Source organism: Pseudotenacibaculum sp. MALMAid0570 (genome assembly GCF_040151415.1).
GTDB lineage: Bacteria > Bacteroidota > Bacteroidia > Flavobacteriales > Flavobacteriaceae > Polaribacter.
On record NZ_JBDKWF010000048.1, the window covers coordinates 386,453 to 402,599 of the forward strand.

At 31.9% G+C, this 16,147-nt stretch carries 18 protein-coding genes; 15 read left to right on the top strand and 3 right to left on the bottom strand.

The features are described from left to right. The first annotated feature begins 17 nt into the window (after positions 1-17). The 7 genes from AAON49_RS10055 to AAON49_RS10085 all read left to right on the top strand — a co-directional run bounded on the left by AAON49_RS10055 (position 18) and on the right by AAON49_RS10085 (position 5,257). Complete coding sequence (locus AAON49_RS10055) at positions 18-1,565, top strand: DUF4270 family protein (protein WP_349554394.1); 1,548 nt, start codon at positions 18-20, stop codon at positions 1,563-1,565. A gap of 18 nt (positions 1,566-1,583) precedes the next feature. Further along, positions 1,584-3,440: a glutamine--fructose-6-phosphate transaminase (isomerizing) gene (glmS, locus tag AAON49_RS10060; protein WP_349554395.1), complete on the top strand. Its 1,857-nt coding sequence runs from the start codon at positions 1,584-1,586 to the stop codon at positions 3,438-3,440. Further along, positions 3,437-3,772, top strand: a complete 336-nt coding sequence (locus tag AAON49_RS10065) for a hypothetical protein (RefSeq protein WP_349554396.1) — start codon at positions 3,437-3,439, stop codon at positions 3,770-3,772. Before glmS ends, AAON49_RS10065 begins: the two co-directional genes overlap by 4 nt. Before the next feature lie 379 nt (positions 3,773-4,151). Further along, on the top strand, positions 4,152-4,406 hold the full coding sequence (locus AAON49_RS10070; protein ID WP_349554398.1) for a hypothetical protein: 255 nt from the start codon (positions 4,152-4,154) through the stop codon (positions 4,404-4,406). After that, positions 4,336-4,824: a hypothetical protein gene (locus AAON49_RS10075; protein WP_349554399.1), complete on the top strand. Its 489-nt coding sequence runs from the start codon at positions 4,336-4,338 to the stop codon at positions 4,822-4,824. Before AAON49_RS10070 ends, AAON49_RS10075 begins: the two co-directional genes overlap by 71 nt. A gap of 80 nt (positions 4,825-4,904) precedes the next feature. Beyond that, positions 4,905-5,063, top strand: coding sequence for a hypothetical protein (locus AAON49_RS10080; RefSeq protein ID WP_349554400.1), 159 nt, complete (start codon positions 4,905-4,907; stop codon positions 5,061-5,063). A 23-nt stretch (positions 5,064-5,086) separates the two neighbouring features. Then, entirely contained in the window at positions 5,087-5,257 is a 171-nt protein-coding gene (locus AAON49_RS10085; RefSeq protein WP_349554401.1) for a hypothetical protein, read from the top strand. Between the two features lie 73 nt (positions 5,258-5,330). On the opposite strand, the gene AAON49_RS10090 is transcribed toward AAON49_RS10085, so the two are convergent. Further along, positions 5,331-6,053 (bottom strand): hypothetical protein, encoded by a 723-nt coding sequence (locus AAON49_RS10090; protein WP_349554402.1) that lies wholly within the window; start codon positions 6,051-6,053, stop codon positions 5,331-5,333. A gap of 133 nt (positions 6,054-6,186) precedes the next feature. Between AAON49_RS10090 and AAON49_RS10095 the strand changes: the two genes are divergently transcribed. From AAON49_RS10095 to AAON49_RS10115, 5 genes are all read left to right on the top strand, one after another. Further along, positions 6,187-6,390 (top strand): hypothetical protein, encoded by a 204-nt coding sequence (locus AAON49_RS10095; RefSeq protein WP_349554403.1) that lies wholly within the window; start codon positions 6,187-6,189, stop codon positions 6,388-6,390. A gap of 141 nt (positions 6,391-6,531) precedes the next feature. Then, positions 6,532-8,271: a toxin-antitoxin system YwqK family antitoxin gene (locus AAON49_RS10100; protein WP_349554404.1), complete on the top strand. Its 1,740-nt coding sequence runs from the start codon at positions 6,532-6,534 to the stop codon at positions 8,269-8,271. A gap of 137 nt (positions 8,272-8,408) precedes the next feature. Next, the gene (locus AAON49_RS10105; RefSeq protein WP_349554405.1) at positions 8,409-9,176 is read left to right on the top strand and encodes a DNA-methyltransferase; all 768 of its coding nucleotides are present in this window, start codon (positions 8,409-8,411) and stop codon (positions 9,174-9,176) included. After that, entirely contained in the window at positions 9,169-10,059 is an 891-nt protein-coding gene (locus AAON49_RS10110; RefSeq protein WP_349554406.1) for a DNA adenine methylase, read from the top strand. The genes AAON49_RS10105 and AAON49_RS10110 overlap by 8 nt, the downstream gene beginning before the upstream one ends. Continuing rightward, positions 10,056-10,967, top strand: a complete 912-nt coding sequence (locus tag AAON49_RS10115; protein WP_349554407.1) for a type II restriction endonuclease — start codon at positions 10,056-10,058, stop codon at positions 10,965-10,967. The genes AAON49_RS10110 and AAON49_RS10115 overlap by 4 nt, the downstream gene beginning before the upstream one ends. Before the next feature lie 286 nt (positions 10,968-11,253). Here the strand turns inward: AAON49_RS10115 and AAON49_RS10120 are convergent, their stop codons facing one another. Together AAON49_RS10120 and AAON49_RS10125 are read right to left on the bottom strand one after the other, a co-directional pair. After that, the gene (locus AAON49_RS10120) at positions 11,254-11,709 is read right to left on the bottom strand and encodes an LPD29 domain-containing protein (RefSeq protein WP_349554408.1); all 456 of its coding nucleotides are present in this window, start codon (positions 11,707-11,709) and stop codon (positions 11,254-11,256) included. Next, complete coding sequence (locus AAON49_RS10125) at positions 11,702-12,316, bottom strand: recombinase family protein (protein ID WP_349554409.1); 615 nt, start codon at positions 12,314-12,316, stop codon at positions 11,702-11,704. Before AAON49_RS10125 ends, AAON49_RS10120 begins: the two co-directional genes overlap by 8 nt. Before the next feature lie 738 nt (positions 12,317-13,054). Between AAON49_RS10125 and AAON49_RS10130 the strand changes: the two genes are divergently transcribed. The 3 genes from AAON49_RS10130 to AAON49_RS10140 all read left to right on the top strand — a co-directional run bounded on the left by AAON49_RS10130 (position 13,055) and on the right by AAON49_RS10140 (position 15,912). Next, complete coding sequence (locus tag AAON49_RS10130; protein ID WP_349554410.1) at positions 13,055-13,585, top strand: hypothetical protein; 531 nt, start codon at positions 13,055-13,057, stop codon at positions 13,583-13,585. Next, complete coding sequence (locus AAON49_RS10135; RefSeq protein ID WP_349554411.1) at positions 13,585-13,860, top strand: helix-turn-helix domain-containing protein; 276 nt, start codon at positions 13,585-13,587, stop codon at positions 13,858-13,860. The genes AAON49_RS10130 and AAON49_RS10135 overlap by 1 nt, the downstream gene beginning before the upstream one ends. Positions 13,861-14,040: 180 nt before the next feature. Continuing rightward, positions 14,041-15,912 carry a recombinase family protein gene (locus AAON49_RS10140; RefSeq protein ID WP_349554412.1) on the top strand — a complete coding sequence of 624 codons (1,872 nt, stop codon included), beginning with the start codon at positions 14,041-14,043 and terminating at the stop codon, positions 15,910-15,912. The last annotated feature ends 235 nt before the right edge of the window (positions 15,913-16,147 follow it).

Below are 16,147 nucleotides of genomic sequence, written 5' to 3' on the forward strand. Positions count from 1 at the left end.
TTCTTTACGTAAGCGTAATGGCATTTTTCCTTAGTATTATTATCTCATGTGAAGAAGATTTTACTGATATAGGAACTTCTATTGTAACCAATAGTGAATTTACCACTGGAGATACCCTAATACAAATTGAAATATCTGGTAAAGATATTGAAAGAGTTCGTGCTGACGGAATTGAAATCGGGGGCGTTTTAGGGCAATACTTATTAGGAGTATATAACAATAGTGATTATGAGAAAATAGAAGCATCTATTATTTCTCAACTTCAAATCACAAATGATTTAACACTTGTTGATAATGAATATGGTGCAGATACTACTGTTGTAACTACGATAGACACCGTGTTTTTAACACTACCTTATCAAGCAAGTGCTATAGGGATAGAAAACGGATTAACGGAATATAGACTTGATTCAATTATTGGAAATGTGGGAGTACCGTCTCAATTAAATGTTTATAGACTTAACTCTTTCTTAAATACATTAGATCCTCAAGATCCATCGCAACAAAACAGTTTTCAATCAGATGAAACGTATGATTTGGATCCAACACAAATGAATGTTTTTGCTGATGCACCACTTGTTCCTATGGCTACAGATACAGTGCAAACTGTTATTAGAAAGCTAAGCAATGGTATTCCTTACGAAACAGAAACGTTTACACTTAGTAACAACGTTCCTTTCTTAAGCATTCCATTAAAGAAAGAGCTCATTAAGCAATGGTTCTTTGACCAATATGAGACAGATAACTTTTCGTCTCAAGATGCCTTTAACAACTACTTTAGAGGGATAAAAATTCAAGCAGAAGGAAATGATGGATCCTTGGTTTCTTTTAATTTTAACAATCCAAACCTTAGGCCAGCAATACAAATATTTTACACAAATACAGTATTAAAGTCTGGAACTACAGTGATAGATACAATAAAAAAATCCGACAGTTACCTTTTAGATGGTGTTAGAAACAATCAGTATAAGATGACTGCTGGAAATGCTCCTCAATTTGGAAATTTCCCTATACAAGGAGCCGCTGGTACCATGGCGCAGATTAAAGTTTTAGGAGATGATAATGACAACAATGGAATTGCAGACCAATTAGAAGCCTTAAGAACAAAAGAATGGTTGATTAATGATGCTACACTAACATTGTATGTAAACCAAAACATTGTTAGATTTGATACAATCGCTACTCCTTTTAGATTATTTGTCTACAAAGACGGAGTAAATAACAATGAGCCTAATCCAAGTCAAGTTTTAGATTATGTTACAGAAGGTGAAGATGCTGTAAGTGGTGATCTAAGTTTAGATAGCGATAAACGACCAGATAAATATACATTTAAGATAACTGATTATATTTCAGAACTAGTTTCAGGAGATATAGATTACTTACCTTTGTTAGGATTAAAAGTAATTAACCCATCAGATTTACCGGTAAATCCAGTAGATACGATAATTCCAACATATAATTGGAATCCTAAAGCAGTGATGCTTTATGATCAACAACCAATTAATGGAACGAGAAGAGCCACTTTGAAGATATCATATTCAAAGAAGACTCAACAAAATAACTAACCAATATTTAAATAAGCTATGTGTGGAATAACAGGTTATATTGGCCATAGAAAAGCCTATCCTATTGTTATAAACGGTCTGAAAAGACTAGAATATAGAGGATATGATAGTGCCGGAGTTATGATGTTTGATGGAGATCAAATGCATCTGTCAAAAACTAAAGGAAAAGTATCAGATTTAGAAGAAATCACAAATAAAGAAACGTATAGACAAGAAGGGAATATAGGAATGGGTCATACACGTTGGGCTACTCATGGAGTGCCAAATGATATAAATTCTCACCCACACTTTTCTGAATCAGGAGATCTTGTCATAGTTCATAACGGAATCATAGAAAATTATGATACAATAAAAAAAGAACTTATCACAAGAGGTTACACTTTTCAGAGTGATACCGACACTGAAGTTCTTGTAAACCTAATTGAAGAAGTCAAAAAACAAGAAGGATGTAAGTTGGGAAAAGCAGTTCAAATAGCACTTACTCAAGTAATAGGGGCCTATGCAATTGCAGTTTTTGATAAAACTAAACCCAACGAAATTATTGTTGCAAGATTAGGAAGTCCAATTGCTATTGGTGTTGGCAAAGACCTTGGCGAATTTTTTGTTGCTTCTGATGCCTCCCCTTTTATTGAATTTACTAAAGACGCCATTTATTTAGAAGATGAAGAGATGGCAATCATCAAACTAGGGAAAGAAGTAAAAGTTAGAAAAATCATGGATGATTCTTTAGTTGATGCGAATATTCAAGAACTTCAACTAAGTTTAGAGCAAATTGAAAAAGGAGGATATGATCACTTCATGCTAAAAGAAATTCATGAACAACCAAAGGCAATTATTGATACCTACAGAGGAAGAATGTTAGCTGATGAAGGAATTATTAAGATGGCCGGAGTAGATGATAATATCGAGAAGTTTATGAACGCCGATAGAATTATTATTGTCGCTTGTGGTACTTCTTGGCACGCTGGTCTTGTTGGAGAATATTTGTTTGAAGACATGGCTAGAGTTCCAGTTGAAGTAGAATATGCTTCTGAGTTTAGATATAGAAACCCTATTATTACACCTAAAGATGTCGTAATTGCTATTTCTCAATCTGGTGAAACAGCTGATACTTTAGCTGCTATTAAATTAGCAAAATCTAAAGGAGCTTTTGTTTTTGGGGTATGTAATGTTGTAGGATCTTCTATTGCAAGAGAAACACACGCAGGTGCTTATACTCATGCAGGGCCTGAGATTGGAGTTGCTTCTACTAAAGCATTTACAACACAAATAACAGTACTATCGTTAATTGCTTTAAAATTAGCCAAAGCAAAAGGAACACTTTCCAACTCTGCTTTCCATATGTATTTGCAAAAGATGCAGTTAATTCCATCAAAAGTGGAAAAGCTTTTACAAATAGATAATAAAGTAAAAGAAATTGCTTCAGTATATAAGGATGCAAAAAACTGTTTATACCTAGGAAGGGGATTTAACTTTCCTGTTGCATTAGAAGGAGCGTTAAAGCTTAAGGAAATTTCTTATATCCATGCTGAAGGATATCCTGCGGCAGAAATGAAACACGGTCCTATTGCTTTAATTGATGAAAACATGCCAATATTTGTAATAGCAACAAATAAAGGGCATTACGAAAAAGTGGTGAGTAATATTCAAGAAATTAAATCAAGAAGTGGTAAAATTATCGCAATTGTTACAGAAGGAGACGTTACAGTAAAAGAGATTGCAGACCACGTTATTGAAATTCCTGATACAGAAGAAGCGTTAACACCTCTGTTAACTACAATACCATTGCAATTACTTTCTTATCATATAGCTGTAATGCTAGATAAAAACGTAGATCAGCCAAGAAATTTAGCAAAATCAGTAACGGTGGAGTGAGGTTATGGGTCGGAAATTGTAACCCTCGAACACTACTTGTAACATTCTCAATATCAATAACTACTACCAAATTATGGGATTCAAATTACTCTGAATATCAAGAGTATTTATACAATCGGATTTGTGAGTATAAAGATAAAAGTGTAACCCCTATTGGGTATAGAAAGATATCTCAAATCTTCAACGAAGAAGGATTGAAAACACCTCGTGGGAGTGTGTTTAAAAACAATCATGTTCATTCAATATACAAGAAAGGTAAGATTAGAGAAGAACGAATCAACAGAGAGGATATCGTTGAGGTTTCCCAACCTATAATCGAGGTTCTGAACTAATATCCATTTCAACTTTTTTCCATCTTTTTTATCGTTTTTCAATTTCTGTAATACTTATATACAGATGAGGTTGATTTGGGATTGATAACCCCACTTCGTTAAACTCATTCAGAATGGATTAGATGAGTATCTGTGGGTTTTTGAACTACACCCTTACCATAGTGAAAATCTTCTCTTAAATCGGTTCTAATCCACCTCAGTTGGGATACTGAAACGGAGGGGGTGATATCCATTCGGTAGAATGAAGGTAGAATGGATTCGTGAGGAATAGTGTGAATACTCATGTGGTGTTCTTCCGATGTGAAAGAATACAACCTCCACACCTAAGGGTGTGGTGTATCCTTCTGTGAAATAATACTAAACTATTTAACTAAGAACTATGGAATCATACTATGATAACTCTTCCAGTTGGGTATTTGATTCAGATGGAAATTTCCTCTACTCAAATAGGAATGATTATAACCCAAGTATTGAAAGGGAAGGATACTTCTTCAAGAATGTAGAATTAGATGAAGAAGAGTATCACAGATACTTATATGAAAGAGGAACAACCTCTCTAAAAAATGAAAACAGAAAGGGAAAAAGAAACTATGATAAGAACAACTCAATTAAAAGGAAATCAATTAAGAGATAGATTAAAAAAGTTATCTCAACCTCTTACTGAATCGGTATCAATGGTTGAACCAACCAAATACCATAATCGAGTATCACCAACATCAAGAATATTACAAACATTCCACAAACAGAATGATAGTATTGAGGATTTAGAAGATGAAGATGATGAAATCGATTTACAAGAACTCATCGATGAATTGAATTCAGAGATGGAAGATGAGATTGATTTAGATGAAATCTTAGAAGAGATGGGATACTACGATGAAGAAGATGAAGATTTAGATGAACTCCGAAATGTAAATGTTTCGAGAGGATATGAAGAAGGTAGAAAACTCGTAGATAATCTTCGTAGAAAATTATTCAGAACTCTAAACGATGAGGAATTGGATGATTTTATGGATGTAATCTCTCGTTCATTTGATATGAATAGGAGATAGGAAAACATCTGAAAAGAATGGAATATCAGTTCTAAATCGTTCAGAAATGATAGGAAAATCTTAGAAGTATATATTTATATATGATGTTCAAGAAGAAGAAAAATTACTATATCAAAAAAGATAAATCTACCCCACCAAAGTGGGTTCAAAAAGAAGGAACTAATTGTGATGATATAATCTTCACAGATGGTAAAAGAGAGATAGGATTCGAAGAGTGGTTACAAGAAGAATATAAATAAACTAATACCTAAAAGGAACTATTATGTATGAAATCAGATATTCAGTAGATGAATTAAAAAACTTGTATGGTGTAACTGAAAGAACACTTAAAAATTGGAAAAAATTTAAGGATTTCCCTATGTTGGAAATCTCATCCCAACACAAATATGTATATAAAGATGATTTGGTGAAATGGGAGAAATCATTCTTGTAATTAAACTATCTTAACTATCACTCTGAGGGTTGTTCTTAATTGAATAACCCTTTCTTTTTTGATGTTGAGGTTATTACCAATCGTATCTTTTATCACCCATCTTTTTACTCCATTCAATTACATTGGATAAAGAATGTTTCCCTAACATGAACTCTTTCCAATTTGAATGAAACACATGATATCGAGTATAAGTTGAATAAAGGATTCTAACCTCATCTTTCAGAATATCTAATGGTTCTTTACTCCAATCTTCTTTGTAAAGATTTCCAATCATCATTCTTACATCCTCTTCACTTCCACCATGAAAGTTCTTATGAACATCCTTAGTTCTTGTTAATCTAATTACCATCCTCGATGATGGTTTTATGAGTTTCCCCTTGAAATGGGTTTGTTCTCTCATATCCTTTTTCCTACCTCTTTTTCCTTCTTCTAAATCCTTTTGATTTTTCAGAATCTTGGGAGTTCGAGTTTGAAAACCAATGGAAATATTAAACTGAAAATCCTTAGAATACTTTTCTACACCTTGATATCCTATCATCATTTTTTCCTTCCATCCACTATACTCACCATCACCATTTATCTGTGATTTTTTATCCTTGATTTTCTTTCTCAGTTTGGATATTTCTTCCTCCCATTGTTTAATCTGATTCTTACCATTGAACATATATCGATGGTTATCTCGATACTTTTTGTAATCCTCTCTTTCCTTTGGTTTAAGTGAATCAAACACTTCTTGTGGGAGGTATTCTAAGAAGAACTTCTCACCTCTACTTTTATAATCTTTCTTTCTCTTCATTTACAAATTTATTTGTGGTGGTATCACTCAAATATAGGTAAATACCACCATACATACAATCGTATATTGGGTATGTAATAATGAGGTTAAGATTCCACCTCGATTAACGGAATCAGAATTAAAATTTAAGATTATGAGTAAAACAATTAAAGAATTAAAAGAAGAAATTTTAGAGTATGAAGAAATGATTGATAATCTAACCTCACAATTATGTGGTGATGAAGAAGATGAAGAGTTTGAAAAAGAGATTGGATATTATGAGATGATAATCAAGAACGATAAAGATTTAATCAATTATTTGGAAGAAGAGGAAATAAAAAAATTTGAACAAAGATAAAGTGGTGGTATAAACCAAATATACATCTGATACCACCACACTTAATTCACTTTCTTGTATAGGTAATAAGGTTGAGGTTTCACCTTGATAAAGAAACCAAATTTTAACTAAAACCGAGTGGGTATAAAACACAAATTATTTATGAAAAAATCAGAAATTAAAAACGGAGGATTGGTAAAGAATAATAACCAACCTCAAAATCAAAAACCATTTGATGTGGTTATGAATGAACACTTTGAAAAGTGTTTTCTAAAAGGATTCAAAAATGAAACCTCCCATTCAAGAACATGGTTTATTCCAATTGTAAAAGAACAATCCTTAATGGATGATATAATGGATATTAAATCACAAAATAATCGTTGGTATGATGATTATAATTTGTTAAGTGAAATCTTCCCCAAAATCCTATTAGAGGTTAATACTGATGATGAAGAAAATATTTCATCAATCTATGTTCTTTATTCCAAGGGAGGAAAACTATACAGAGTTGTTTCACAAAAGGATTACGGAATAATTAAAAGTAGAATGGAACTAAAAAATGGAAAGTATGTTCCTTATGAAAAATGTGATTTAGAACCTTACAATGGTGTTGTTAAAGAAAAGAATAAATGGGGTGATAGAACTATAAGTTCTATTTCTTACAAAAATGGAGTTAAAGATGGTGAATGTATTACCTACTACAAACATGATTGGAAAAAAGAAACCGAAACCACCACATATAAAAATGGTAAGAAGAATGGTTTATACTCAAACACAAAATACAATGTGAAGGGTGAGTATTTAGATAATAAAAAAGTTGGTGAATGGTTGATTAAGGAAACAGAATTCAAGAAACTTATTTATTCTTCCTATCAGAAAAAATACAATCTTAAAAACAACCAATTAGATGGGTTTATTCGTAGATATTTTGAATCCTTGGATGTGGATGGGTCAGATGGAGTTGTAAAAGTAAATTTTGTAAATAATACTCTTCATGGTGATTTTGAATATCGTGAATGGAAAGGAAAAATTAAAAATGGATTGTTTAATGGGGTGTTAAAACACAACCATTATGGAACAATCACATCTTACAATTATGTTGATGGAATTAAAAATGGATTCTCAGTAAAATGGGAAATGGATGAAGGTAAAAGAGAGATTTATACAATCTGTGAATATGAACAAGGAGAACAAAAATCTGTTATTAAGGTGGTGGATAAATTCCTCAAACTACCTAAAAAGGTGAGTGAATTAACCGAACAATACATGAATGAGGATTTGTTCTACACGATTGTAAAAAACCAAATGAACAATGTATCAGAATTCGGTGAGTTGAAATTAGATGATTTTCTATGTTGGAATGTGTTAGAATACCAAACCAATGAACTAAAAGATGATAACTCTCAATGGAATGATTCATTTCCAATAAAATATCATTCCAAAACTGATTACATTAAAATAACTATTGAACCCCTCTTATATGGAATTAGTAGTAAGTATTGGAAACAATCAGATGATATGTTAGAGTATTTTCAAGAAGAGTTTAATTACCCTTATAAAGATGAAAGAGATAACATTATGATTCCATCATCTCACTCCAATGAAGATGGGGAATTGGATGAAAGATACATTCCCAAGTATTGGGTTTTGAAAACTATGAATGATGAAACAAAGATTTTCATCAATAATGAATGGAGAACCAAATTTGAAGGTGAATATAAAGTAAATCCACAAGTTTTAGATTATCAGAAAAGAGTTCTTAAATCTATTTCAGATAAAATGAAAATAGATATGGAAAATGAATTGGAATGTATAGAACTCGAAAAACAAAATGAAGAGGTTAAGAAACAATTAGAAAGAGAAGAGAAAGGTTTATCCCTTAACTCCTTTCCAATGGATTAAAAAAATTAGGAATTACCCTCACAAATATTGGTGGGGGTATTTCTGTATAGAGAGGGTTCACAGAACAAACTATATCAATTAAACAGATTATAGTTTTTTTATTGTGAACTCCGTTTTTAAAAAACTATTTTTACGGAGTGGAAAAAGAAAATATCAAACTATATAATGACGATTGTTTTAAGGTATTACCTAAGATTGAAGATAACTCTGTCGATTGTATAATCACCGACCCTCCATACTTTCTTTCAAATGATGGTATCACTTGTAAAAGTGGTAAAATGGTTTCTGTAAATAAAGGTAAGTGGGATAAAAGAAAGGGGTTCGATGAAGTATATAATTTCAATTTACAATGGATTGAAGAAAGTTATAGAGTTCTTAAAGAAGGTGGAACTTTATGGGTGAGTGGAACATACCACAACATATATACAATAGGTTCAATCATTGATAGTATTGAAGATTTCAGAATTCTGAATAACATAACTTGGGTAAAAACATCACCACCCCCAAATTTATCTTGTAGATTCTTTACTCATTCAACAGAAACTATTCTATGGGTTAGAAAAGGGAAAAAATCTAAACACTTTTTTGATTATGGTTTAATGAAAGAAGTAAATGGTGGAAAACAAATGAAGGATGTTTGGATAATAGGGAGACCGAAGAAAGTTGAAAAAGAGTTTGGGAAACACCCAACTCAAAAACCAGAAGAAATTATTGAACGAATGATTCTTTCTTCTACTCAAGAGGAAGATGTTGTTTTGGATATGTTTAATGGAAGTGGAACTACTGGTGTGGTAAGTTTAAGAAACAACAGAAAATACATTGGAATTGAATTGGAAAAGGAGTATTTCAATTTAACTAAAAAGAGGATAGAGAGTGAAACCAATAAATTAAAATTAGATGTTTGATTTGTTTGGTGATATAGAAGTTAAACCTATTCTAAAATGGGTTGGAGGTAAGAGAGAACTAATACCCGATATACGAGAATATTATAAAAATCTTAAACCAAACAAATACATAGAACCTTTTTTTGGAGGTGGTTCTGTGTATTTTGATATACTAAAAACCTTTGGTGTTGAATTAAAAGAAACCTCTATTATCAATGATGTAAATACAGATTTGATTGAGATGTATAAAAACATCAAATCCTCACCGAATGAAATAATCAAATATTGTAAAGAATTAGAGAAGGATTATTATAAGTATGATTATTACCACATTAGAGATAGGTTTAATGGAATAGATAGAGATAAAAATCAAGTTGAAAGATATGAAGGAGTAGTACGTTCCTCATCTTTAATACTTCTCAACAGAACTTGTTTTAATGGTTTATATAGGGTTAATAGTAAAGGATTGTTCAATGTTCCTAAAGGAAATTATAAAAACCCAAGAATAGTTGATGAAGAAAATCTCCACAAACTATCTTCTCTTCTACCAAAAATAGAGAACATAAGAAACACTCAATTTGATAATATTGAAGAAATAGAAAAGGGTGATTTAGTTTATTTTGACCCACCTTATCACCCTCTGAATGAAACCTCATCTTTTACATCATATAGTGGTTCTTTTGGAAGAAAAGAACAAATTAGGTTAAGAGATTATTTTAAGAAACTGAATGACAAAGGGGTAAATGTAATTCTATCCAACTCATCATCTCCATTTATTAAAGAAATCTACAATGAATTCAATGTAGTTGAAGTTTATTGTAGTAGGAACATAAATAGTAAATCCAATAAGAGGGGTAAAATACCCGAATTTTTAGTTATTGGAGATGAAATATTAAACCAATGAAACAAATAAACTTTTATAACAAACACCAATTGAACACACCAAACGAAGTGTTTAATTATTTAGTGGAAACAATTCTTTTAAATAATAGAACATGGGAATACTTTATCAATTGGGATAAAGTGTTTAACAATGTAAATCAATATAAAATTGAACTCAATATTTTGAATTCTTTATGTGGTTCAAAAAATTTCGATAATGAACTTAGGTTTATACTTCAAAAGTATCCAGAAGTAATAAAAGTATTCCCAACTTTATTAGGTGTAAGGGATAAAAAAATTAACGTTTTAGATAGTAGTGTATTACCTGATTTTAAGTTTAGAGAATTTGATTTTGGTAATCCTAATTTGTTTTCTAATGATTTAGAAAACTATGTATTATTTTTTGAAAAGAGTGGATTAAAGAAACTAATTATAGATGGGGGTTTAACAAACATTAAAGATTACACTTTTGGTGTTGAGGTTGGATTGGATACAAATGGAAGAAAGAACAGAGGTGGAACTATCATGGAAGATTTGGTTGATGATTTACTTCAAAAAGTTTATGGATTAGATGAATCAACATATACAACACAAGGTTCACCAACAAGTGTAAAAGAAAAGTGGGGTGTGGATTTACCGGTAGATAAATCTTCAAGAAGACCCGATTTCGTTGTACATAAAAACAATAAACTTTATTGGATAGAAACCAATTTTTATTCCGGTGGAGGTTCTAAATTAAAATCTACTTGTGGAGAATATAAATCTCTTTATGAATTTTGTAGTAATAATGGTGTAGAGTTTATTTGGATAACTGATGGAGAAGGTTGGAAAACCACATTAAAACCTCTTGAGGAAACTTTCTTACACAATGATTACATCTTTAATTTGAGTATGGTTAAAGATGGTGTATTAAATGATTTATGGGGATAGAGAACTCATAAGAAACAATCAGAATCAATAAGAAGGTTTGATATCCTAAACTAAATAAACCACTCACAAACACTCTGTAAATAAGTGTTGAGGTGGTTTATCTTTTCTTCTTAAACTACCAAATTCTCAGAGAGAATTTTGATAGGTTAATTCTTATTTTCACTCATATACTCTACCCACTCGAAGGGTGTGTAGGTGGGTTGGTTCTCCACCCACTTCACCCACTCTCCACCGATTTTCTTCTCGTAGATTTCTCTGAGTTCTTTCTTTCTTTTTTTACTTATACTCATACTAATTCTAACTCGTTAATCATTTCGAATTCCTTAGAACCAAATGGTGGTTCGTTATAAGTGAAAACATAAGAAGTGTAGAAATTCACCTTGATTCCATCATTAGTGAATCTATCCTCCTTATCGAGTTCATACTTATCAATCATTCCATTGAAGTTTCCTAATTGAAGAGTATTTCCAAAAGATTTTACATCCTCGTATATCTCAGTAGGAACATCACTACCATCTCTCTCTGAAAGATTGATTCTTAGTGAAGAACCTCCACTATACTTCTCAGATTTAACCCACACCTTGAAATCATGGTTTGGGTATTTCTGTTTGATGTATTGTTTCACCATTTGACCACCACCAACACATCCAACAATGATTTCATCAACTCCATCATAAGAAGAAGTATATCCTCTTACATTGAAATCCATACCTAAAAAACTAAACTGAACTTTATTACTCATTGATAACATATTTTCTAACCTTAACAATTGTTTTTGGAGATACTCCCAACCTACTACTGATATCACGAACTGATTTCCCTTTTTCTAAAAGAGAGATAATCTTCTGAGTTCTATCTTTCTTTAAGAAATCATTTCTACTCTCAGTAGTTCCAATCTTCCTTCCAAGTTTCCCACCATTCATTACATACATCTTTCTTCCCATCTCAGTTCTCTCTAAGATGTTCTCTCTTTCCAATTCATAAAGAGAACTCATTACTGATGTAATTAAGTTCCAAATAGGATTCTTCTTCCCACTAACCATTGATTGAAGATTACCCATACTCTTTACAACCACATTAACTCCATTCTCTTCAAAGAATTTAAGAGTAGTAAGTGTATCAATGGTATTTCTACCCAAACGAGAGAGTTCCTCCACAACAACCTCATCAACTTCACCATTCTGAACCAATTGAGTGAGTTCTCTTCCCTTTTCTCTTTCAGAGAATGGTATTTTACCACTCACACCCTTATCAAAGAGAGTTAAATCGTAATTATCCTTATCTAACTTGAATCTTTCCCCTTCTTGTTGGATCGTTGAGGTTCTATTATACTTGATTTTTAATCCCATAGTGTTTCCCTTTTTATTACAATCTTAATATACAACAATTTTGTGATATATACAAGTATTTTGGGGTATTTGGGGTTATCTTTTTTATTAAGAATTAAAGGGTAACAAATCAGAGGGGAATCCCCGTGTTTATTAGGTTTTTACAGATAAAAATCGTATATTATATTGGGAAAACGGACACCTACTTCCCACCCCCTTAGTTTCTTGTAAATAGAGTTTTTTTACCCTCATATCCTCGAACGAGTATATTTCCATATCGAGATTGGGTGTTGAACTATAAGTGTGAAGTAGTGGGAACTTAAAAGAAGTGTAAGATTCTTACACCAAATCTCCAAAGTTAAATGATGAAAAGTACTTATTTGGAGGGGTTAGAGAAAACTTTACCCTTATAGTTCAAGATTAGAATTGTTATGGAAATGACTACCCATATTGTACCAAACAAAAAATCTCCTTCAAAAAAGATGTCACTTAATCCATAAAAGAGATAAAAAACACCATAGAAATACCAAAACAAAGTGAGGTATTTATTTTTCTTATGTTGAGAAACTTTATCTAAATCTACTCGTTGGGTAAAATAGTTTATTCCAAAAACTAAAACCATTAAAAAACCGAAAAATAAAACTCCAAATAATTTATTGTCCATATTATAAAATTACAAAAAAAAAATAAAACTCTCTAATATTTATATGTAGAAGTGTGAAAGAACATTACACACTCGGAAACAATAAGAACAATATTATGGAAGAAGTAAAAGAATACGAAGTTGATGGGTTAATCCAAACTCTGAAAGAAAGTGGTATCAAAGGAATAATGAAATACACCGATGTATTGGTGTTAAACCACATGATGGAAAGAAGTTGGATACCAAACATCAACGAAAGAGATAAGTTAATTAAAACTCTGAAAGAGAATACGGATATGGGTTATGGAGAAATAACCAACCTCCTTCAACGATACAATGAATGGAAGAGGTATCTACCATCCTACTCATTAGGATTAAATCAGAAGTTAGATTCAATCAATAAGAAAATGAACTCAGTAGTTCCTTTTAAATGGGTTGGAAGTGGTAGTGGAAAAAGATTGATTGGGTTTGTTGATGAGGGGAAACAAATCTCAGTTTATGATGGTGGTGGGAATCATTTGATGAAAGTTTGTGATATTGATAAGAACAAGTGGGGAATCACATGGAACAACTATCTAAAATTACACCCCCACCATCAACATTATATAATCGGTGAAGTGAAGAACCTTAAAAAGATGATAATGTAATGAAGAACCGATTTGAAGAAAAATTAGAAGGTATCGAATCTTACAGATGGTTATCTGTGGATGATTGTTCCGATGAGTTGGGAGTGAGTAGAAGAACCATATTCCAATATCTCAGAGATGGAAAAATCAAAGGAACGAAGTGGAAGAACAAGAGATTAGTAGATTCTGTTTCAGTAATGGGATTCCTTCTGAAAAAGAAAGTAATCGAATACGATAAGATTAAGGATACGGAGATGAAAAGAGAATTAGATATGAAAGAATTCACTCAATCATAATTTCAGTTTTCTCATAATTTGAGTCGTGATACAATAAGGAGGGAGTAATTTTTTTCATTTTATGATATAATTAAAATTTCTCAAACTCCCTCCGAGTTGTATCTAAGTTACACGATGAAACATAGGGGATATAATAATTTACTTACCTTTGAGTAAAACAATCCTGAAAATGTAACCCCTATGAAAAAAGAAAACATTGGAATCTTATTAAGAGTATCAACCGACCAACAACAAAATGAAGGTGGTGGTTTAGATATTCAAAGAAAACAAGGGTTGGAGATGAGTAAAAAGTTAGGTTTGAAACCTATCATCTTCAATGAAGGTTCTCAGAGTTCATTTAAGGTTGAAATTAACGAGAGAGTTAAGTTGGTTGAACTTTTAGATGAGGTTCAAAAAGGAACTATAAAGAACATTTGGGTATTCAATTCAGATAGATTGGGAAGGAATACTCAAAGTTGGATGAGTATATATAAAATACTCATTGAACATGGAGTTAAGATATATGTTGGTGTATCTCCAAAACCATATGATTTAGATAATCCATTGGATAATCTGAACATGAATATTTTATCTCTGATTTCCCAATACGATAATCAAATCCGAAGAATGAGAAGTGTAATGGGTAAGAGAAACTCATTAAAAAATGGTAACACATTTATTGGTGGAACTAAACCATTCGGTTATGATGTAAAGAATAAAAAACTAATTCCAAACAACGAAGAAAAGAAGGTTCTGAATACCATCTATAAAATGTATAGTGAAGGGAAATCCACTATGGATATCAAACTATACATGGACACTAAAACTAATTTTCAACCTAAGAGAAGTAAGGATGGTTGGAATACGGGAACGATTCAGAAGATGTTAGGTAACCCACTCTATAAAGGAGTTCAGAAATGGGAGTGGAGAGAAATGGTTAATGGAAAACCAAAAGTGGTTGATACAATCATGTTGAAAACCCCACAGATAATTCCAACCAAACTTTGGGATAAGGTTCAAATAAGATTATTAGAGAATCTGAAACATAGAAATGTAGAAAAGAAAAACATCTCCCTTTTAGATGGATTACTATTCTGTAAGAGTTGTGGAATCAAGTTATCAATCAAGAATGGTAAGAGTAGAAATGGTAATGATTTATACACTTGTAGAAGTGTGGAATACAAATGGAAAAACCCTTCTAAGTGGGGGAATAAACACCTTAATTGTTCTCTTAAAAAGAGTTTAATTATCGAAGATACCGATACACAAGTTGTTGAACATTTAATCTCCGTAATTAAGGAATCAAAAAGAGTAAGAGAGGATTTTAAGATTAAGAATTTGAATCCAAAGTTTGATGAGGTAAAGAATCTTAAAAAGGAATCTGATAGGAGAGTAAAATACATTAAGGAGAAAAAGAAAATCTTAAAGGGTTATGAGGATAATGTTATTGATTTAGAAGTTCAGATTCTAACCAATAGTATAGAAAAACCAAAAGGAAGAAAAATGATTGAAAAAATCTCCAAACTAATTGTGGAGGTGAATCAAGAAATCAAAAGGTTAGAAGATGAACTTTGGATGTATAAGAACTCAACAGAGTGGATAGATTGGTTGAACAAGATGTTTTTAGAAATCGATAGTGTTCATGGTTACACTATGGAGAAAAAGAAACAATTCTTAAATCAGTATCTTCATAAGATTGATGTAAAATATCTCTCGAAAGAGAAATCTCATAAGTTAGATTTTGAGTTCAAGTATCCAATCGTAGAGGATGAATTAACTCAGAAAGGGTTAGATGATAAAGGAAAAAGAATCTATAAAATAGAAGATGGAAAGAATACCTCATCGGTAAAAATCAAAGTAAATACATCCTATAAACCCAAGAAGAGTAAGGAAGATAGGGATAAACTCAATAAACTCATCTCAGAACTCAGAGTTGAAAAATCCTTAACTTTGAACCAAATTAGTAATCAACTAAATAAGGATGGTTACAGAACTCCAACCAACAAGGATTGGAATAAAAGTAATCTATCACTTTATATAAAAAGGATGAAGGTTGATGTGGGAAAGTTGTAGAGGGTTACAAATTCAGACCCACAGGAAAACCCCATCACTGTAGAATAGGCGGCAGATATGGGGGTTGATTTCCCCGTATTTACTGAGGTTTTCAAGTGTTTTACCACCAAAGGTGTACTACTACGGTTCCCTGATTTTGTGGTGGAATTGTGTAGGGGAACCTTAAGTGTGGTGTGTAGGTCGTGTGTTTTCTCAGGGAGGTTATAACTGAGGTCAATACGATGTAGAATCAATC